At 63.5% G+C, this 20,495-nt stretch carries 18 protein-coding genes and 1 tRNA gene; 13 read left to right on the top strand and 6 right to left on the bottom strand.

The genetic code is table 11. The features are described 5' to 3' along the window. The first annotated feature begins 96 nt into the window (after positions 1–96). Positions 97–876 carry an SDR family oxidoreductase gene (locus FHW96_RS14460; protein WP_172341296.1) on the top strand — a complete coding sequence of 260 codons (780 nt, stop codon included), beginning with the start codon at positions 97–99 and terminating at the stop codon, positions 874–876. A 34-nt stretch (positions 877–910) separates the two neighbouring features. Here FHW96_RS14460 and FHW96_RS14455 read toward each other — a convergent pair whose 3' ends face one another. After that, a complete protein-coding gene (locus tag FHW96_RS14455; RefSeq protein WP_172341295.1) occupies positions 911–2,821 on the bottom strand; it encodes a CocE/NonD family hydrolase in 1,911 nt (636 codons plus the stop codon). Positions 2,822–3,199: 378 nt separating this feature from the next. Here FHW96_RS14455 and FHW96_RS14450 point away from each other — a divergent pair, with 378 nt between their 5' ends. From FHW96_RS14450 to FHW96_RS14430, 5 genes are all read left to right on the top strand, one after another. Then, positions 3,200–3,907, top strand: a complete 708-nt coding sequence (locus FHW96_RS14450) for a response regulator transcription factor (protein WP_172341294.1) — start codon at positions 3,200–3,202, stop codon at positions 3,905–3,907. After that, positions 3,904–5,217: an ATP-binding protein gene (locus tag FHW96_RS14445; protein ID WP_253950972.1), complete on the top strand. Its 1,314-nt coding sequence runs from the start codon at positions 3,904–3,906 to the stop codon at positions 5,215–5,217. Before FHW96_RS14450 ends, FHW96_RS14445 begins: the two co-directional genes overlap by 4 nt. Positions 5,218–5,350: 133 nt before the next feature. Continuing rightward, a complete protein-coding gene (locus tag FHW96_RS14440) occupies positions 5,351–6,046 on the top strand; it encodes a carbonic anhydrase (protein ID WP_172341293.1) in 696 nt (231 codons plus the stop codon). After that, positions 6,043–7,557: a SulP family inorganic anion transporter gene (locus FHW96_RS14435; protein WP_172341292.1), complete on the top strand. Its 1,515-nt coding sequence runs from the start codon at positions 6,043–6,045 to the stop codon at positions 7,555–7,557. Before FHW96_RS14440 ends, FHW96_RS14435 begins: the two co-directional genes overlap by 4 nt. A 186-nt stretch (positions 7,558–7,743) precedes the next feature. Further along, complete coding sequence (locus tag FHW96_RS14430) at positions 7,744–11,094, top strand: glycosyltransferase (protein ID WP_172341291.1); 3,351 nt, start codon at positions 7,744–7,746, stop codon at positions 11,092–11,094. A gap of 1 nt (position 11,095) precedes the next feature. On the opposite strand, the gene FHW96_RS14425 is transcribed toward FHW96_RS14430, so the two are convergent. From FHW96_RS14425 to FHW96_RS14410, 4 genes are all read right to left on the bottom strand, one after another. Beyond that, the gene (locus FHW96_RS14425; RefSeq protein WP_172341290.1) at positions 11,096–11,287 is read right to left on the bottom strand and encodes a hypothetical protein; all 192 of its coding nucleotides are present in this window, start codon (positions 11,285–11,287) and stop codon (positions 11,096–11,098) included. 21 nt (positions 11,288–11,308) lie between these two features. Further along, positions 11,309–11,557: an accessory factor UbiK family protein gene (locus tag FHW96_RS14420; protein WP_168604462.1), complete on the bottom strand. Its 249-nt coding sequence runs from the start codon at positions 11,555–11,557 to the stop codon at positions 11,309–11,311. A 111-nt stretch (positions 11,558–11,668) separates the two neighbouring features. Further along, positions 11,669–12,220, bottom strand: a complete 552-nt coding sequence (locus FHW96_RS14415; protein ID WP_172341289.1) for a TspO/MBR family protein — start codon at positions 12,218–12,220, stop codon at positions 11,669–11,671. Between the two features lie 282 nt (positions 12,221–12,502). Then, positions 12,503–13,288 carry a TlyA family RNA methyltransferase gene (locus tag FHW96_RS14410; RefSeq protein WP_172341288.1) on the bottom strand — a complete coding sequence of 262 codons (786 nt, stop codon included), beginning with the start codon at positions 13,286–13,288 and terminating at the stop codon, positions 12,503–12,505. 57 nt (positions 13,289–13,345) lie between these two features. On the opposite strand from FHW96_RS14410, the gene FHW96_RS14405 reads away from it, so the two are divergent. Beyond that, entirely contained in the window at positions 13,346–13,912 is a 567-nt protein-coding gene (locus tag FHW96_RS14405) for a hypothetical protein (RefSeq protein WP_172341287.1), read from the top strand. A 518-nt stretch (positions 13,913–14,430) separates the two neighbouring features. Here the strand turns inward: FHW96_RS14405 and FHW96_RS14400 are convergent. Continuing rightward, positions 14,431–14,943, bottom strand: coding sequence for a rhodanese (locus FHW96_RS14400; protein WP_172341286.1), 513 nt, complete (start codon positions 14,941–14,943; stop codon positions 14,431–14,433). A 163-nt stretch (positions 14,944–15,106) separates the two neighbouring features. Between FHW96_RS14400 and FHW96_RS14395 the strand changes: the two genes are divergently transcribed. The 6 genes from FHW96_RS14395 to FHW96_RS14370 all read left to right on the top strand — a co-directional run bounded on the left by FHW96_RS14395 (position 15,107) and on the right by FHW96_RS14370 (position 20,442). Next, the gene (locus FHW96_RS14395) at positions 15,107–15,793 is read left to right on the top strand and encodes a quinoprotein dehydrogenase-associated SoxYZ-like carrier (RefSeq protein ID WP_371815722.1); all 687 of its coding nucleotides are present in this window, start codon (positions 15,107–15,109) and stop codon (positions 15,791–15,793) included. Further along, positions 15,786–16,727, top strand: coding sequence for a quinoprotein relay system zinc metallohydrolase 1 (locus FHW96_RS14390; RefSeq protein WP_172341285.1), 942 nt, complete (start codon positions 15,786–15,788; stop codon positions 16,725–16,727). Before FHW96_RS14395 ends, FHW96_RS14390 begins: the two co-directional genes overlap by 8 nt. Before the next feature lie 147 nt (positions 16,728–16,874). After that, entirely contained in the window at positions 16,875–17,978 is a 1,104-nt protein-coding gene (locus tag FHW96_RS14385; protein ID WP_172341284.1) for a branched-chain amino acid aminotransferase, read from the top strand. A gap of 165 nt (positions 17,979–18,143) precedes the next feature. Next, complete coding sequence (yghU, locus tag FHW96_RS14380; RefSeq protein WP_172341283.1) at positions 18,144–18,989, top strand: glutathione-dependent disulfide-bond oxidoreductase; 846 nt, start codon at positions 18,144–18,146, stop codon at positions 18,987–18,989. Between the two features lie 108 nt (positions 18,990–19,097). Beyond that, positions 19,098–19,172 (top strand) — tRNA-Gln (locus tag FHW96_RS14375). 109 nt (positions 19,173–19,281) lie between these two features. Further along, positions 19,282–20,442, top strand: coding sequence for an integrase arm-type DNA-binding domain-containing protein (locus FHW96_RS14370; protein WP_172341282.1), 1,161 nt, complete (start codon positions 19,282–19,284; stop codon positions 20,440–20,442). Positions 20,443–20,495 lie beyond the last annotated feature (53 nt).

Here is a 20,495-nt window from a genome sequence, read left to right as displayed (position 1 = left end):
AAAGGCTCTAGGCCGATGATTCGGGCGGGGCAAGAGCAGGACTTGCCCAAAAATCGTACTGGCGGCAAAGCAGGGCGCCAAGATTAAGGAGCACTCATGGATCTGGGAATTGCCGGTCGCCGCGCAATAGTTTGCGCCTCTTCCAAAGGTTTGGGCCTGGCCTGCGCCACATCTTTGGCGCGCGAGGGGGCGGCTGTGTGGATCAACGGGCGCGATGAAGAGCGCCTGAAGGCCGCTGCCCAGAGCATTTTCGAAGCCACGGGTGCCAGCGTGCATCGCGTGGTGGGCGACATGAACACCGCCGTGGGCCGCGCCGCCGTCCTGTCGGCCTGCCCCCAGCCCGACATCCTGATCAACAACAACCATGGCCCGCGCAATGGCCGTCAGGAAGAATTGAGTGACGAGGACTGGCTGAGCGCGGTGAACAACAACATGCTCTCGCCCATCGCGATGATCCGCGCGGTGTCGGGGGGCATGCGGGCGCGCGGTTTTGGCCGGATCGTCAACATCACCTCGGCGCAGGTGAAATCGCCCACGGTCGATATGGGCCTGTCGGTGGCGGCGCGCGCGGGACTGATGGCTCTGGCCAAGGCGGCGCAGTTCGACACCGTGGCGGAAAATGTGACGATCAACAATCTGCTGCCCGGCCCCTTCCGCACCGACCGTCTGGCCGGATTGGCGCAGCGGCGCGCGGCGGCGGAGAATATCGACATCGAGGAAGCCTATCGCCGCATCGGCCAGCGCGGCCCGGCCGGGCGCATTGGCGATCCGGCCGAATTTGGCGATGCCTGCGCGTTTCTCTGTTCGGCGCAGGCGGGCTATATTTCGGGGCAAAGCCTTGCCATCGACGGCGGGGCCTATCGCGGGCTGTTCTGAAAAGGGGGCGGTTTAGGCCGCCCCCTGCCCTCCATCAATCCTGCGCGATGGGCAACAGGACGGCGCTGGCCGTGGCCCCGCCGCGCTGGATGCTCTGCGTGGCGGCTTTGTAATCGCTGGCCCGCGCGTTGAAGATATTGGCCACATAGGTCTGCGGGTTGCGGTCATAGAGCGGGAACAGGCTGGATTGCACCTGCACCATCAGGCGATGTCCGGGCAGCAGCACATGGTTGATATGCGGAAGTTCGAAGCGGACATTTTCCACCTTGCCCGGCTTCCACGCGCCGGGCGTGGCGAAACCATGGACATAGCGGCCCCGGAAAATCTCGATGCCCAGCGGCAGTTCGAAACCGGGATTGGCGGGCTTGGCCCCCTGTGATGCCGCCTCGGGCGTAGTGTCGGGGGCCACGTCGATCAGTTTGACCACCCAGTCCGCATCCGTACCGGTCGTGGCCGCATAAAGGTCCACGCGCGGCGCCCCCTTGATATGGATCGGCTTGTCCAAAGGCGCGCTCTTATAGGTCAGCACATCGGGGCGATCCTCGACGAAGCGCTGATCGTGGACCAGCCATGTCGTCCATTGCTTGCGGTCCGCCATGGACAGCGGGCGCGGCATGAAAGGCACCGGATGGGCCGGATCGGACACATAATCGTCATGCCCCGCCGCCCCCGGCGCAAAGGACAGGCCGCCCCCCGCCCCCAGATAGAGCGGGGTCATTTTCGCATCATCCCACTTTTGCGACACCTCCCACTGGTTCATGCCCGTGGCATAGGTCAGCACCGGGGGCGTGTGGGGATCGGGCGCATCTTTTAACCAGTGGTCGAAGAAGGGCTTGAGCCATTTGACGCGGAATTCATGCGCGGTGTCGCCGGTAAAGGTCACATCGCCCAGCTCATAGCCATAGTGGTTGACGCCCGAATGGCGCCACGGCCCGATCACCAGCGAGAGCTTGTCATTGGCGGTATCCTTGGGCTCCAGCGCCCGATAGACGGCAGGTGCGCCATAGGAATCCTCCTGATCCCACTGGCCGACGACCAGCATGGTGGGCACAGTCAGGGGCCGTGCAGCCAGCCATTTATCCACCGCCTGAAGCGACCAGAACGGGGTGTAGGCGGGATTGTCCATCAGCTTGCGCACGCCGGGGATGGCTTCGATCCCCCATTTGCGCGCGAAATCGCCCGCAGAGCCCGCCTCCAGATAGGCGCTGTAGTCATCGCCAGCGCCGCGCGGGATCTTGGCGTCGCTGTCGCCTTTGCCCACGCTCATGTCGACCATATAGTCGAAACTGTTCACCCGGAACGCGCCATTGTGGAACCAGTCATCGCCCATCCAGCCATCGACCATCGGGCTTTGCGGCACGGCGGCCTTTAACGCGGGATGCGGGTTGATCAGCGCCATCAGCGAGGTGAAGCCCAGATAGGAGCTGCCGATGATACCCACCTTGCCGTTGCTCTCGGGCACATTCTTCACCAGCCAGTCGATCGTGTCATAGGCATCGGTGGCCTCGTCGATCCCGGTGTTGTTCAGAGGGCCGACGATGGGGCGGTTGAGCACCCAATCGCCCTCGGACTTATGCATGCCGCGAATGTCCTGATAGACGCGGATATAGCCGTCTTCGGCAAATTCGGCATCCATCGCGGGCAGGATCTCGGTGATCTTCTGGCTGGCCGTGCGGGTGACATCGCCATGGGCGTTATAAGGGCTGCGCGAGATCAGGATGGGGGCGTTCTTTGCGCCCTTCTTGAACACGATGGCGGTGTAGAGTTTCGTGCCGTCGCGCATCGGGATCATCACCTCGCGCAGGGTGAAATCGGCATCGGCGCGCACCGCGCCATAGGATTTGACCACATCAGGCGTCATCGGCGTAACGGCATTTTGCGCGCCTGCCGACGCGGCAAGGCCAAAGGCCAGCGCAAAGAACGCGCCGGAACGAAGCAGTTTCATGGGAAGGCCCCTTTGTGCAGATGCAATAGGCACAGAATGTCGTCATTGCGCCCCGCCCGCAAGCAGCCTGCGCAGAAACATTTTATCACAAACCGGCACTTAACCCGCAAAATGGGCCATCTAGATCAGCATCATCAAATGCACAGAGGACGAAATGATCCGGTTACCTGCCAGACATGGAACAGCGCTGATCCCCGCCCCGCATTGATCCGTTTTACGCGTTCCGGCCAAAGATCCCCAAGAACCCTCCTGAGGCCGGTTCATGCCGCAGGCGCCACTCCATCCGCGCCTGCCCCCTTGCGATCGGGGCAAGAGGTCTTTACCTCGCGCCCCGATCGCCTTTACTGTTCGCCGTTCCACGGCCAGGTTTCAGATATCATGACAGCAAAATCCATTCTGCTTGTAGAAGACGATCCGGCGCTGCGCCTGCTGACGGCGCGGGCGCTGCGCGCCAATGGCTATGACGTGCGCACGGCCAGCACAGGCGCGGAAATGTGGGTAATGCTCGACAGTGCGCCGGCCGATCTGATCGTGCTGGACATCATGCTGCCGGGCACCACGGGCATCGAACTGTTTCGCCGGTTACGCAAGGAATCCGACACGCCCGTCATCTTCGTTTCCGCACGCGGCAGCGAGGAGGACCGCGTGCTGGGCCTTGAACTGGGGGCCGACGATTATCTGGCCAAGCCATTCAGCACGCGCGAGCTGATCGCGCGCATCGGCGCGGTGCTGCGCCGCGGCGGCAGCGACGAGGAGCGCACGCCAGCGCAAAAGATGCTCACCTTCGATGGCTGGTCGCTCTCGCTCTCGCGCCATGAATTGCGCTCGCCCGAAGGGGCGCTGGTCGATCTGACCGGGGCAGAATTCGATCTGCTCGCCACCTTCCTTGGCCAGCCCCAGCGCGTGATCGGGCGCCAGCGCCTGATCGAACTGTCGCGCACGCGCCTGTCCGACAGCTCGGACCGCAGTATCGACGTGCTGGTCAGCCGGTTGCGGCGCAAACTGTCCAACCCCAACGGGCAGGCCCCGATCGCCACCGTCCGCGGCATCGGCTATATGTTCACCGCCGAGGTTGCCCGCCATTGAAATGGCTTCATGCTCTGGGCCTGCCCGCGCGGATGCTGGCGATTCTAGCGGTGGTCATGCTGGTGGACATCGGCGCCAATGCGATCCTGTTTGAACGCGCCAATGAATTCGCGCTGGAGGCCGAGGAAGCCGACAGTCTGGCCGACCGGCTGGCCATTGCCGCGCGGTTGCTGGAGGAAAACGTGCCCGCGCGGCGCGACGGTCTGGCGCGCGAGCTGAGCAGTCCGGGCCTGAAAATCCGCTGGAAGCCGACCGGGGCCGACCGTCCGCTGGCTGCCCTCGATCTGGGCACGTTGCAGCATCAGTTGATCGCCTATCAGCCGCAATTGAACCAGTACCGGCTGCAATTGCATCTGGCCCCGCTCCATGCCCGCCATGAGGTCGACGGCTCGATGGTATTGACCGACAATTCGCTGATCACCTTCCACAGCGAGGCGCGCGATATTTTCGCCCTGCGCGCGGGCTATGTGCTGCGCATCATCCTGCCCACGCTGCTGCTGGTGCCGCTGGCGTGGTTCCTGGTCTATGCCTCGCTGCGCCCTTTGCGGCGGCTGGTGCGGGCCAGTCGGCATGTCGGCACGCCCCATGCGCGCCCGATTGAAATGGACGGCCCGGCCGAAGTGCGCGAACTGATCGGCGCGTTCAACGCGATGCAGGGGCGGATCGACGATCTGCTCGACGCCAACACCCAGACCATGCTGGCCATCGGCCATGACATGCGCACGCCTCTGGCGCGGATGCAATTGCGGCTGGACGGCGTACCGATGGATATTGAGGAACGCGATGCGATGGATGGCGATCTGTCGGAAATGCGCGACCTGCTCTCCTCGCTTCAGGATTTCGTCGCATTGGACGAACCCGGCCCCCCCAAGGAGCCGGTCGACCTTGCCGCGATGGCGCAAACCTTGGTCGATGGGGCGCAGGATCGCGGCTATCCGGCCGATTATGAGGGGCCCGATCGGCTGGTGGTGATGGCACGCGCGGTATCGTTGCGCCGGGCCATGTCGAACCTGATCGAGAATGCGCTGCATTACGGCGGCAATGTCATGGTGCGCGTCGAGATCGAAAAGGCCAGCGTCACGCTGGCGGTCGAGGACGATGGACCGGGCATTCCCGAGGAACATCTGGGCAAGGTGCTGCAACCTTTCATCCGGCTGGACAGCGCGCGGGCGCGCAATACGGCGGGCATGGGGCTGGGGCTGCCCATCGTGGTGCGGGTTCTGCGCAGCGAGGGGGCCGAACTGATCCTGTCGAACAAGCCCGAGGGGGGCCTGCGCGCCCTCATCCGCCTGCCCCAGCCGCCCATGTAAGTGGTTCATGTGGCGCTCAGTTTTTAGCAACACTTCCTTACACAGCCGCGCGGTCATAGCAAAATCGGACACATAGATTGATCTCATCAGCCAGCCCCCCTTGCGGCAGGCAAACAGATCGAAAGGTGTGACCATGAACGAACTGATTGGCCGCGTATTCAGCTTTGAAAAGACCACTTTTCCGGCCAGTGGCGAGCTGTTCAACAAATTGACCACCCATGGGCAATTCCCCAAGGCGCTGATGATTTCCTGCGCTGACTCGCGCATTGTGCCCGAACAGATCCTTCAGGCACAGCCCGGCGACCTCTTCGTATGCCGCAACGCAGGCAATATGGTGCCCAGCTACGGCACCCAGCTTGGCGGCGTGTCGGCCACGGTGGAATATGCAGTGGCCGCTCTTGGCGTACGCGACATCATTGTGTGCGGTCATTCAGATTGCGGCGCGATGAAGGCGCTGTCCAACCCCGTGGGTCTTGAGCGTATGCCCAACGTAAAGGCGTGGCTGGACCATGGCGCAGCGGCCGAACACATCGTTTCGACCTGCAAGGGCCATTTGCAGGACAAGGAACGCGTCCGCGCAATCACGCTGGAAAACATCATCGCCCAGATCGCCCATCTGCGCACCCACCCCTCGGTGGCCTCGGCCATTGCGCGCGGCGAAATGGCGCTGCACGGCTGGTTCGTCGATATTCATGCCGGGCAGGTGCTGGGCCTTGATGGCGACACCGGCCATTTCGTGCCGATGCGCGAAGACGCCCCGCTGCCTGTCGCCATGCCTGCCTCGCGCCGGATCGCCGACGAAACCCTCGTCGCGGAGGCGGCCGAATGAGCCAGACGGCGCAAAAGAGCGGGATCGGCGCCTTTCTGGCGCGCGATTTCACCGCCTCCATTGTCGTCTTTCTGGTGGCGATGCCTCTTTGCATGGGCATCGCCATCGCCTCGGGCGTGCCGCCGGAGAAAGGCCTGGTAACAGGCCTGATCGGCGGCATTATCGTGGGCGCACTGGCCGGTTCGCCCTTGCAGGTGTCGGGCCCGGCGGCGGGTCTGGCGGTGATCGTGTTCGAATTCGTGCGCGATCACGGGCTTTCGGCGCTGGGGCCGATGCTGGTGCTGGCGGGCGCTATTCAGCTGGTAGCGGGCGTGGCGCGCCTTGGCGGCCTCTTCCGCTCGATCAGCCCGGCCGTGGTCCATGGCATGTTGGCGGGCATTGGCGCGCTGATCGTGCTGGGCCAGTTCCACATCCTGTTTGACGCCAAGCCGATGTCGAACGGGCTGGCCAATCTGGCGGCCATTCCGGGGCGCGTGCTGGGCCTTTCGCCCGACATCCGCTCGACCGAAATGGCGCTCGGCCTTGGCCTGACCACGATCCTTGTCATGCTGGCATGGGAAAAGTGGCGCCCGAAAAAGCTCGCGCTGGTTCCCGGCGCGCTGCTGGGCGTGGGTGCGGCCACGATCATCGCGGCCAGCTTTGGCATGAACGTCACGCGCATCGCGGTGCCCGAATCGCTGGCAGCCGCCTTTGGCACGCCGGGCGCGGGCTTCTTCGCTCCGCTGGGCAATTCGGCGGTCATTACCGCGGCCATCGCCATCGCCTTTATCGCCAGCGCCGAAACGCTGCTCTCGGCCGCTGCGGTGGATCGTATGCATGATGGCGTGCGCACCAATTACAACAAGGAATTGTGGGCGCAGGGAATCGGCAACATGCTGTGCGGCGCGGTGGGCGCTTTGCCGATGACGGGCGTGATCGTGCGTTCTTCGGCCAATGTGCAGGCAGGCGCGATGACGCGGTTGTCGGCCATCCTGCACGGCGTGTGGATTCTGGCCTTTGTCGCGCTGCTGCCCTGGCTGCTGCGCGAAGTGCCGATGGCGGCATTGGGCGGCGTTCTCGTCGTCACCGGCTGGCGTCTGGTCAGCCTCAAGCATGTCACGCATCTGTTCCACAACTATGGCGTGATCCCGGCGGCGATCTGGGTCGTCACTTTCGCGCTGGTGGTGGGCAAGGACCTGCTGACGGGCGTGATCGCGGGCCTGCTGCTCTCGCTGGTGGAACTGATCCCGCTGGCCAAGGGGCTGCGGCTGGGCGTCGAGGAAAAGCACACCGACGATGGGCATCACGTTGCCCTCCAGGGTTCGGCCACTTTCCTCAGCCTGACCAAGCTGACCAACCGTCTGGAAAGCGTGCCTGCGGATCGCGCAATCCATCTGGATCTGAAAGATGTGCATGGCATCGACCACACGACGGCGGAAATGCTGGGCGAATGGATCGCCCGGCGGCGGCGCGGCGGGGCTGCGGTACGGCTGAGCGGGCCGGCCCCCATCCTCAACACTCTGGCCGCCTGATTTCCCCGGAACGGCCCGAGACGCCCCTCTTGGCATCCGCCAAGGGGGGCGTTTTCGTTGAATTGGGGAAGAATGCGCGCAGGGATGATTTCCGCCGCTTTCCGGCGAAGGCTGGCGATGCTAGAGACGGCGCAAAGGGCGCTCGGGATGAAGCGCCTGTCTTCGCAGTGTAAAGGTGGGGCGGACTTGTCCAGACCAGTATTTTTCGATCCCTCGGGGCGCCGTCGGCGCTGGACGCGGCGGTTGACCTTCTTCGGGCTTATCGCGCTGGTGGTGGCCGCCATCGCCTTTGCCACGACCGTGGTGCATATTCCTGCGCCCTCTCCGCTGCCTCTCGGGTTTGAACGGCGCACAGCGTTGCCTATGCGCACGCAGGTCTCGCGCCTGTCGCATTCCGTCTCGCGCATGTTCAGCACCCCGCCCAAACAGCGCGCGAACAGCAAGGGCCAGACGATCACCGTCGCCTTCTATTCGAACTGGTCGGATGCCTCCGCGCCATCGCTGCTGCGTCATATCAACCAGGTCGACTGGGTGGCCCCCACCTCGCTCAACATCGATATGGCGGGCAACCTGCATGTCAGCGAGGATCGCCCTCTCCGGCGCATCCTGCTTTCGGCGCTGCATCGCCCGCTGGTGGTGCCGGTGCTGCAGAATGTCGATGACAAGGGCTTTTCGCGCCCCGCCGCCATCGCGCTTTTCGCCAGCAAAGCCAAGCGCAAGGCGTTGATCGGGCAATTGCTCGACTACCTGAAGAAATCGGGCGATGCCGGCATCATCTTCGACTTTGAAGACTTGCGGCCCAGCGACATTCCCGCCTATCGCGCGATGATCGCCGAGGTCGAGCGCGCGCTCGATCCCACCGGACAGGTTGTTGCCGTCACCCTGCCGATGGAGGGCGACGGCTGGTCGCCTTCGCAATTTGCGGCCGTGGCCGACAAGATCATCCTGATGGCCTATGACGAGCATTGGGCCAGCGGGAACCCCGGCCCCATCGCCTCGAACGACTGGTTCGCATCAAAGGTCCGCAAAGCCATCGGCAACATGCCCGCCGACAAGGTCATCATCGCGCTGGGCTCCTATGCCTATGACTGGCACCCCGGCCCGGACGGCAAGAATGCCGCTGAGAGCCTGACCGTCGAAGAAGCGTGGCTTTCGGCTCATGATTCCTCCGCCACACCCACCTATGACAAGGCCAGCGGCAACACCGGCTTCTCCTTCCTCGAAAATGGCCAGCGCCATGACGTGTGGATGGTCGATGCGGCGGCAAGCTGGAACCAGATGCGCATCCTTTCGCAATTGGGCGTGGGCAATATCGCGCTCTGGCGCCTGGGCACCGAGGACCCCGGTTTCTGGCAGGCGCTGCAAAGCTGGCGCAGCGGGGGCAGGCAGAACCCTTTTCCCGATCTGAGCCACATCGCCCAGACCGCCAATGCAGACGTGGAAGGCGCGGGCGAAATCCTGCGCATCACCTCGACCCCGCGTGAGGGCGAGCGCAAGCTGAGCTTTGACCCCAAGACCGGGCTGGTTTCGGCCATGGCCTATGACAGCCTGCCCACGCCCTATAAGGTTCAGCGCACAGGCTATGCGGAAAAAAAGGTCGCGCTGACCTTTGACGATGGGCCGGACGCGATCTGGACGCCCAAGATCCTCTCGATCCTCGAACAATACAAGGTGCCTGCTACCTTTTTCGTCATTGGCGAGAACGGGGTATCGAACCGGGCCATTCTGCAACGCATGGTCGCCTCAGGGATGGAGATCGGCAACCACTCCTATACTCACCCCAACATGGCCAATTCCTCGGAAACCGGCATAAGGCTTGAACTGAACGCGACCCAGCGGCTGGTCGAGGCCTATACGGGCCGTTCGATGCGCCTGTTTCGCGCGCCCTATTTCGGCGACGCCGAACCCACCACCGCCGACGAACTGGTCCCCGCGCAAATCGCGCAGGAGCATGGCTATACGGTCGTAGGCCTGCATGTGGACCCCGATGACTGGATGCGCCCCGGCGTGCAGCATATCGTCGATTCCACGCTGGCCCAGGTCAAGGAAGGGCGTCCGGCCTATTCAGGCAACATCATCCTGCTGCACGATGGCGGCGGCGACCGCGAGCAGACCGTGACCGCCCTGCCCGGCATCATCGTCGCGCTGCGCCAGCAAGGGTACAAATTCGTCTCCGTAGCCGAACTGGCCGGGCTGACGCCCGATCAGGTTATGCCGCCGGTCAAAGGCTATGACCTGCTGGCGGTGCGGGCCGACGTTTTCGCCTTCACCTCGATCGGGGTGATGATCGTGGTGCTCAACTGGTCGTTCTTCTTCGCCATCGCGCTGGGCGTACTGCGCTCGGTCACGCTGGTGGCGCTGGCCATGCTGCCGGCCAAGCGCAAGGCGCCCACGCCCGATGCCACCTTCCGCCCCAAGGTCACCGTCATCATCCCGTGTTTCAACGAGGAGAAGGTGATCGAGAGCAGCGTGAAGCGTATTCTGGAATCGACCTATCCCTATCTCGACGTGATCGTGGTGGACGATGGATCGAAGGATCAGACCAGCGCAATCGTCACCGAGAAATTCGGCGACAATCCGCGCGTGCGGCTGATGACGCTGGTCAATGGCGGCAAGGCGAGCGCGCTGAACAAGGCACTCAAGGAAGCCACCGGCGAGATCATCGTCGCGCTGGACGCCGATACGCAGTTTGAAAAAGAAACGATCCTGCGCCTTGTCCGCTGGTTCATCGATCCGAAAATCGGCGCGGTGGCGGGCAACGCCAAGGTGGGCAACCGGGTCAATCTGGTCACCCGCTGGCAGGCGGTGGAATATACCACGGCCCAAAATATCGAGCGTCGCGCGCTGACCCGGTTCGACGCGATCATGGTGGTGCCGGGCGCGGTTGGCGCATGGCGGCGCACGGCTCTGGAAAGCGTCAATGGCTATCCCGAAGACACGCTGGCCGAGGATCAGGATCTGACCATCGCCATCCAGCGCAAGAAGTGGAAGGTCGCCTATGACGAGGAGGCTGTGGCGTGGACCGAGGCGCCCGAGAGCTTTGGCGCTCTGTCCAAGCAACGCTTCCGCTGGTCCTATGGCACGCTGCAATGCCTGTGGAAGCATCGCAAGATCATGCGTCGGGGCAAGCCGGGGGGCCTGGCCTTTATCGGCGTGCCGCAGGCCTGGGTGTTCCAGATCCTCTTTGCTGTCATTTCGCCCACGATCGATCTGGCGCTGGTCGTCTCGATTCTGGGAACGATCACCCGCGTGATCCAGCATGGCTGGGCCCAGACCCAGACCGACGTGCTGCGCATGGCCGTCTATTGGGCGGCGTTTTCGTCCATTGATCTTGTGTGCGGCTGGATCGCCTATCGCATGGATGTGCGCGACAAGAAATTCCGCCCCTTCCTCCTGCTGGCCCAGCGCTTCGTCTATCGCCAATTGATGTATTCGGTGGTGATCCGGGCTGTGGCCGCCGCTGTGCGCGGGGTCGGCACCGGCTGGGGCAAGCTGGAGCGGACGGGGCGGGTTTCCGCGCCGGAAGGCGGGGTTTAATCTAAACGGGCGGGTGGGCGCGTTCCACCCGCAACACCCGCATTCCCTTGGTCCGACTGGTCAGATGATACTGGCGACAGATCGCACAGCGATAGGGGCGCAGCGTGATGGCGGCCTTTAATACAGCCGCCACCGCCTCGGCCTCGCTGGCATAGCGGCGTTTACGCGCGCAGATACCGGGGCGGGTGCGCATGATCGCCCCGCCCTTTATGCTTCAGCCGCCGATCTTGGCTTCAAGCGCGGCCAGCTTTTCTTTAAGCACTTCGACTTCTTCGCGGGCCGTGGCGGCCATGGCTTTCACCGTGTCGAATTCTTCGCGGCTGACGAAATCGAGACCGCCAAAAGCCTCACGGAAACGTTCGCGTGCGGCATCACGCGCTTCGCGCGTGGCCCCGGCAAAGGTCCCGGCGGCGCTGTTCATCAGCTTCACGAAATCGGCAAGGAAGGGGTTTTCGCTCTGCATGGCGCGCATATCCGTCTTAGTTCTTGGCGCCCCCCGCCCTCATGGCAGAAGGGTCCGCATGCCGCCTAGATGGCCCGCAAAAGGACAAGGATCAAGGGCAGCGGAGAAATTCTAAAGTTGAATATGCACCGCGGCGGGCGCATCCTGCCCGTCGGCATCGGGATTAAGCACAAGAAATTGCCAGTTCAGCACGCTGGCAAACAGCACCCATGCCAGATAGGGCACCATCAGCCCTGCCGCCACCGGCCGCACCCGCCAGAACAGCGCGATCACCGCCACCAGCGACACCGCCATGGCAATGATGATCCCCAGCGCCAGCGCGATCCGATGCAGCCCGAAAAACACCGGCGACCATGCCAGATTAAGCACCAGATGCGCGGCAAACAACGCAATAGCCGCGCCGCGCCCCGGCGCCGAACGTGCCGATACCACAATCGCCAGCGCCACGCCCATCATCACATACAGCGCCGTCCACACCAGCGGAAAGGCCAGCGGCGGCGGATAAATCCCCGGCTTGACCAGCGAGGCGAACCACGGATTGTTCGGCCCGGAAAGCGAGACGCTGGCCGAGAGAAAGCCGAGCAGATTGATCCCTGGCACCAGCACCAGCACCCAGCGCGCCAGTCCCGCCCGCAATTGACCCGAGGAGGCAATTTCCGTCATCTTCGTCCAGAACCCCGTCTGATTGCCGCCGCGCCGTGCCGCGCCGCATTACCCTCATAGCCCGGAGCGATGGCATTCAGCCAGCCCTGCTTGCCCCTTTATGAGCCATTCGGGTGAAACGACTGGTTAACGCAACGCCATGATTCGCCCGGCATCGGCGCCCTTGTGGCGGGACCCGGCCCGGCACGCAATGGCGCAAAGAGCGCTGCTTCCGAAACGGAGACAGTCGCGGAAAATTCCTTGCAACAGGGTTAATCCTCGGCTTTATCCGCCGATCCTGCTTCACGCTCTACCCTCACGCCACGCCGAGATCAGGAATTCGACATTGCCCTCAGGCCCGGTGATCGGGCTTTCGACAATGCCCTGCACGGCAAAGCCCAGCCCTTCGACCCAGACGCGCACCTCTTCGCAAACACGCGCGTGCAAGGCCGGATCGCGCACCACGCCGCCCTTGCCCACTTCGCCGCGCCCCACCTCGAACTGCGGCTTGATCAGCGCCACCAGGCGACATGCCGGCGCGGCAAGCCGCAATGGCACCTCCAGCACCTTGGCCAGCCCGATGAACGAGGCATCGCACACCACCCAGCCGCAGGGCGCATCGATCTCATTCTCGGTCAGTATCCGCGCCGAGGTCTGCTCCAGCACGGTGACGCGAGGGTCCTGCCGCAATTTCCACGCCAGTTGGTTGGTGCCGGAATCGACCGCGAACACCCGCTCTGCCCCATGGGTCAGCAGGACATCGGTAAAGCCGCCGGTCGAGCTGCCGATGTCCATCGCCGTGGCGCCCTTGGGGTCCAATCCGAAATGCCTGATGGCATGGGCCAGCTTGATCCCCCCGCGCGACACCCACGGATGATCGCGCCCGCGCGTTTCGAGCGGCGCGTCCTCGGCAATCGACTGACCCGGCTTGGCAATCTTCGTCTCGCCGCTGAACACCAATCCGGCCAGCACCAACGCGCTCGCCCGGCTGCGGCTCTCGGCCAGACCGCGATCGACCAGCAATTGATCGACGCGCGTTTTTGCGGGCTTCTTGGGTGCGGGATCCGGTCGGTTTTTGGAACTGTTCATCGTCTCGGTTCTGTTTGGCGGCTTGTCTTGGCCGCTCCCCCATTCCATAGGGAGGCGATGATGGCAATCGCGCGCGCCCCTTTCTTCGCCACAAGGCGCACTCTGGCACTCTCTGGGCTGTGCGGATCGCTCGCCATGCTCCTGCTGTCGAGCTGCGCGCCCACGCCTCCCGTGGCGCCGCCGCCGCCCGCCCCGGTGGTCAGGCCCGCGCCGCGCCCCATGCCCGTGCCGCTGGCCACGCCCACCGACTGGCGTGACCTGCCGATCACGCCTGGCGCATGGCTCTGGAGCCTGTCGGGCGGCGTATCGCAGGCGGCCTATGGCACGAAAACCGGCGCGCCCCAGATCATCATGGCCTGTCAGGGCGGTCAGGTGCGCCTGATCGTTCCAGGCGCGGCGGGCGGCGTCATCCAGATCACCACCGCCACCCAGACCCGGCAGGCCAGCACGCAGAGCGATGCCGCAGGGGCCGTGCTGGCGCTGCCTGCCAATGACCGCCTGCTCGACGCCATCGCCCTGACGCGGGGGCGCTGGGAGGTTGAGGTGACGGGCCATACCCCGCTGCTGCTGCCTGCTGATGCTTCAGCATCGCGCGTGGTCGAGGATTGCCGCGCCCCGCGCTAAATTGGCCGCGCGCCGCGTTGAAAAATCGGGTGATAAAACCTGCGCGACTCAGGCTCATGCCATCACCGTTGGGGATAATTCCGCAAACGCACACTGGCCCCGCGCAGGATGACAGGCCAACGGCAGCAATAAGACAGGTTTTCGTAGGATTTCCCCAGACTCACCGCCTGAGGAGCCAAGATTGTGACAGCAATTTTTTCCATTTCAAGACTTGTTGTGCGGCGCGAAATACACCACCTTTGATCCAAGGCGAGCGCGGTTGAACAGACCCTCGCCCCGTCGTCTGGACTGGGTATTGCGCCCCCCGGCGGCTCCCTATGGCTCAACAGCGCGAAAGGAGGTGATCCGATGTCTCATGGTTCAGCAGAGAGGTCGGCAATCCGTATCGCGAGGCATTATCGCTGAGTTTAACGATTAAGCGATAGAGGCTTCGTGAGCGGCACTTTTGCGGCCGCTGACCATGCGAAGGGCTGCGATGGCTTAGGCTATCGTGGCCCTTCTCATTTATGGGTTCCGGCTCATTTATCGGGTTCCGGTTTTGCAGGCGCCAGCGCGCCGCCCATCTCGCGCCACCCTTCCACGCCCTCGGCCAGCCAATAGACATCGCCCACACCTTCACGCGCAAGGCGGCGGGCCGCATTCCATCCCATCCAGCAATCCATCCGGCAGAACAGCACCACCGGCCCGCCCGGATGTCCACGCCGCCACGCCGCAATAGCCCCGCGCAAACTCGACCACAGCGCCGGATCAACACCGGGCCGCCCGACCTCGGGCCTCCAGATCGCGCCCGCAATCGTGTCATGCGGCTCGGTCTGCACCCATTGCCCGGCGGCGCGCGTCAAAGGCAGCGCATCAATGAACAAAGCATCGCGCCCCGGCGCCAAGCCTCGCGCCGCCGCCAGCGCCAGTCGCGGCGCGGGCGCGGGATCGCGGTCCACCGGCGCGCGATAAGAGGAGGCGCGATAGCCATCGGCGTCGAACAATCCGGGCTGAACCGCCGCCAAAATCACACCCGCCATCAGCCCCAACATGCCATCCTCCTTATCCCAAGGTAGCATATACCGGCCCGTCCATGGGTGCATAGTCGCCCTTGGTATGATGCGCAAAGCAGCCCTCACGGTCTTGTCCCTACTCCTGCTGCCCGCCTGCGCGTGGGCGGCATCTGCCCTGCCAAAGGACCCGCTGGGATCGCCCATGTGGACTTATCATGCCGCGCGCCTGTTCAAGGGCGCCCCGGTGGTGTTCGACCCCCGTGTGCGGTTGCAGGTGCCGGTGATTGCCGAAAATCAGCATCAGTTTCCCGTGACGGTGGACGCGCGCACCATCCCCGGCGCCTCGCGGATCATCGTCTTCGCCGATCTCAACCCGCTGACACAGGCGGTCGATTTCCGGCCCCTCCATGCCGCCCCTTTCCTTTCGCTGCGCATCAAGCTGGACCAGCGGACCCCGGTGCGCGCGGCGGTGATGGGGGCCGATGGGGCGTGGCATGTGTCGGGCGTGTGGGTCGATGCGGCGGGCGGGGGATGCTCCGCGCCCCCGGTCAGCAGGGCCAAGGGCGACTGGGCGCTGCATCTGGGCGAAATGCGCGGGGCCGCATGGCGCGAGGGCGATGATCTGCGCCTGCGGGTCTCGCTGCGCCACCCGATGGACACCGGTCTGGTGGAAAATATTCCCAGCTTTCATATTGAAACCATCCATTTGCACGATGCAGCCGGGGTGGAATTGGCCAATATGACCGTCGAGGGATCGGTCAGCGAGGACCCTGCCTTCACCTTTCTGTTGCGCCCGACGCGCGAAGGCCCGGTCAAGGTGCAGGCCCGCGACAGCGAAGGGCGCGAATATCAGGGCGTGATCGGCCCACAGAGCCGGCCGCATGGGTAACGGCTTTACCCGCCGCGCGATGATCGGCGCGATGATGGCGGCACCTTTGGCTGCACACGCGGCGCAGCGTTATACGCTCAAACCCGATCAGGTCGCCCCCGGCGTCTGGGTGGTGCGCGGGGCGGATGAGGCGATTGCCTTTGCCAATGGCGGGGCGATTGCCAATTGCACGATATTGGCGGCGCAGGGCGGCGCGATCCTGTGTGATTGCGGGCCTTCGCTGGCCTATGGGCAGGCGCTGGCGGAATGGGCGCGCAAGCTGACAGGAGGGCCGGTTTTGCGGGTGCTGATTACCCACCTTCACCCCGATCACGCGATGGGGACCGCAGCCTTCGATCCCGCGATCATCGCCGCCCTGCCTGAAACGCGGCACGAGTTGGAGCGCGATGGGCGGGGCTTTTCCGATGGCATGTATCGCCTGCTGGCCGATTGGATGACGGGCACGAATGTCGTGCTGCCGGGGATGGATGTGACGCCAGGGCCTTTTGAGATCGGTGGGCGAGCGCTCGAGGCGATTGCGCTCTCGGGCCATTCGGGAGGCGATCTCGCCATCATGGACCGGGCGAGCGGCACCCTGATCGCGGGCGATCTGGTGTTTCACAATCGCGCGCCCGCCACGCCCGACGCTGATCTTTCGGCATGGCGGCGCAGTCTGGACGCACTGGATGGACGGCAATTCGCGCGCCTGATCCCCGGCCATGGGTCGGTGGACGCGACCCATGGCGCAATTGCCCAGACGCGCGACTGGCTGACATGGCTGGAAGGCGCGCTGGCCCTTGCGGTGGCGCGGGGGCTGGATATGGGCGAGGCGGGCGATATGGTGATCCCTGAACGTTTCGCGGGCGTCGCATTGGCGCGCTATGAGTTGCAGCGATCAGTTTCGCATTTTTACGCAAGGCTTGAGGCCAGCGAATTGCCCCGCATCGACAATTGATGGGTTTCAGGCGGTTTTCCCGCGCCATCAACCATGCTATCAGCCGTGAAACCAACGGGCCTTGTGATTTTTAATTTCAAGACCCTTGCCTTGTGCGTAACTTTCGTTCAAAGGCAACCGCATTCACCCCATGAGGAGTCGTGTATCATGGCGACCATCGCCGAGCCTGTCCTGTCCTTCACCCGCCTGCCCCACCCCGCCCCCGTGGCCGATGAGGTACGCGAAGGGATTTTGGCCGCGCCCGGTTTCGGCACGCAATTCACCGACCATATGGTGGTGATTGAATGGACGGAAGGGAAAGGCTGGCACGATGCCACCCTTGGCCCGCGCGGCCCCATCCCGCTCGATCCGGCGGCCAGCGTGCTGCATTATGCGCAGGAAATCTTTGAGGGCCTCAAGGCCTATAAGCACGCCGATGGCAGTATCGCGCTGTTCCGCCCGCAGGCCAATGCGCAGCGTTTCAACGCCAGCGCAACCCGGCTTGCCATGCCCGAACTGCCCGAGGACGTGTTTGTCGAGGCGGTTCGCCAGTTGGTTCTGGCCGATCAGTCGTGGATTCCGGGTCAGGAGGGCGCCTCGCTTTATCTGCGCCCCTTCATGATCGCCACCGAGCCTTTCCTGGGCGTGCGTTCGGCCAAGCAGTACAAGTTCATCGTGATCGCGTCGCCTGCCGGCAATTATTTCAAGAGCGGCGCTCCCGCCGTGTCGATCTGGGTGTCGGAATACACCCGCGCGGCGCCGGGCGGCACGGGCGCGGCCAAGTGCGGCGGCAATTACGCCGCTTCGCTGGTTCCCACCGCCGAAGCCTTTGCGCGCGGCCACGATCAGGTGCTGTTCCTTGACGCCGCCGAGCATAAGTGGGTGGAAGAACTGGGCGGCATGAACCTGTTCTTCGCCTTTGAGGATGGCAGCCTGCTGACCCCGCCTTTGTCCGGCACGATCCTGCCGGGTATCACGCGGGCAAGCCTTATTGAACTGGCGCGCGAGGAAGGGCTGACTATCCGCGAGGAACGCTATTCCATCGACCAGTGGCGCGAGGATGCGGCCAGCGGCAAGCTGCTCGAAACCTTTGCCTGCGGGACGGCGGCGGTGGTGACGCCGGTTGGCCGCGTGGCCTCGCCCGACGGCACCAGCTTTACCATCGGCAGCGGCGGCCCCGGCCAGACCACAGCCAAGCTGAAGGACCGTCTGGTCGCCATTCAGCGCGGGCAGATGCCCGACACGCATGGCTGGGTGATGAAGATCGCCTGAGGCCCTTGAGGGCAAAGTCAAATGAGAATGCGTCAAGCGGGGGCCTCAAACGTCCCCGCTTTTCTTTTGCCCGGTCAAAACTTTCTTGTGGCGCCCGCTTCTGGCGGATCGCCCGGCGCGTTCCTATCTTGCCGAAGCAATCAACCCCCGCAGGAGCCTGTCACGATGAGCGACACCTATACCCCGCCCAAGGTCTGGACCTGGGACAAGACCAATGGCGGCCAATTCGCCAGCATCAACCGTCCCGTTTCCGGCGCCACGCATGAAAAGGTGCTGCCCGTGGGCGAACATGGTCTGCAAGTCTATTCGCTGGCCACGCCCAATGGGCAGAAGGTGACAATCCTGCTCGAGGAACTGCTGGCCGCGGGCCATGCGGGCGCGGAATATGATGCGTGGTTCATCGACATCGGCGCGGGCGATCAATTCAGCTCGGGCTTTGTCGAAATCAACCCCAACTCGAAGATCCCCGCCCTGCTCGACCGCACCGAAGCCAAGCCGGTGCGCGTGTTCGAATCGGGCGCGATCCTGATTTATCTGGCAGAAAAATTCGGCGCATTTTTGCCCACCGGCGGCGCGGCGCGCGCCGAAACCTTCAGCTGGCTCAACTGGCAGATGGGAAGCGCCCCCTTCATCGGCGGCGGCTTTGGCCATTTCTATTTCTATGCGCCCGAAAAATACGAATATCCGATCAACCGTTATGCGATGGAAACCAAGCGCCTGTTCGACGTGGCCGACAAGCGTCTGGCGCAAAGCCGTTTTCTGGGCAGCGACGACTATTCCATCGCCGACATGGCCGCCTATCCCTGGCTGGGCAATCTGTGGCGCGGCGAGGCTTATGGCGATGCCAAGACCTTCCTCAGCCTTGAGGAATATGAAAACGTGGGCCGCTGGGTGCGTGAAATCGACGCGCGCGAGGCAACGCAGCGCGGGCGGCTGGTGAACAATCGCAAGGGCTTGCTCGAACGCCATTCGGCGGCGGATTTCGCCGCTCTTGTGAACGCGACCGCCTGATTGTGCGCCCAAAGAGGCAATTTGCGCAAAAAGCTCAAATTGCCTCTTTTCTTCCCCGCGCAATGTGGTTATGCGACGCCTCCCGGCCCGATGCGGCCGAGATGACGTTGGGGTGTAGCCAAGCGGTAAGGCAGCGGTTTTTGGTACCGCCATGCGGAGGTTCGAATCCTCCCACCCCAGCCAGTCGAGTCCTCATGATTCGGCTTTTGCGCAATGCTTTACGGCAGAAACCTCAGAAAATTGGCTAGACAGGGCCTGACCTCGCCCGACTGGGCTGGACGCCTATTCTGCCATGATTTCTGCCATGATTTTATATGCGCCAAACGCCGATGGAATCGGACTTATGGCTCAAAAAATCACCTTCTCACCTGCCATGATTGACGCACTTTGCGAGGGTTGCCTCGCGGATCCCCTCACGCCGGGCCTTGCGATCGAGGTCCTTAAGTCGGGCAAGAAGCGCTGGCGCTATCGCCGACAGGTCGCGCGTCAGAAAGTCGTCGCCACGATCTTCGGCGGGCTCTTCCCCGCTCAGTCGATGGCGGAAGCTCGAGAATGGGCGCGGGAACTCAACCTCCAGATAGAAGCCGGCATCGACCCTCGCGCCGTCCAGCGCGCCGAAAAAGCCCGAAACGAAATGACCGTGGCCAAGGCCCATGGGCTTTACATGGTCGCGGTTCACGAGGGGCGGTCATCGCGCGCGAAACGGATCAACAAGCCTCTCACCATCAAGGATAAGATGGATGTGTACAATCACGACATCGCGCCCACCATTGGCAGCCACAACATTTACGAGGTTACCGAAAGAGATCTCATCAATCTGGTGGAAGCTAAGGGCAAGACCGCCAAAGTCAGGGCCAATCGGCTGGCTGCCGAGCTGAAGGTCTTCTTCGGCTGGGCAGCTTCCCTGCGCGGCCTTGAAGTAGGGCTGGAAGCGGACCCGTCGAAACGATTGGGCGATCTGCGCTTTCCTGAAAAGGCACGGACGCGCAAACTCAGCCATCTCGAACTCGAGTGGTTTCTTCAAGCTCTGGTAGAGGAGGAGCGTGATTTCCAGCGAGGCCTACTACTGTGCCTCCTGTCAGCCGCACGCATTACCGAGGTGGCCAGAGCCAGAAGCGATGAGATCGTCAATGGCGTGTGGACCATTCCGGCAACGCGGGCCAAGAACTCCTTCGAACACAGCATCGCCCTTGGCCCCTGGGGGCGCTCTCTGATGCAGACCAATCATGAATGGGTCTTTCAGGCCATCAAGATCGACGGACCTCGCAACAATTCCGTCTGGTACAAAGCGCGGGACCGGGTGCTCGCCCGCATGGAGAAACTGGCCGGGCATCCCATCGAGCGTTTCACCCCGCATGATTTCCGCAGGACGGCGCGCTCCAATACCAAGCGCCTCAAGGTCGACTTCGAGGTTAGCGTCCGGGCTCGTGGTGTAATTTCCGGTGTAGATTGAGGCGATCGCATGGGGTGGGGCATGCCCCACCCCATGCGATTTCGATCTCGGTG

This window comes from Novosphingobium sp. SG751A, from assembly GCF_013149295.1.
Taxonomy (GTDB): Bacteria; Pseudomonadota; Alphaproteobacteria; order Sphingomonadales; family Sphingomonadaceae; genus Novosphingobium.
The sequence above is the reverse complement of the archived record's forward strand: the minus strand, read 5'-3'. Positions and strand labels throughout refer to the sequence as shown.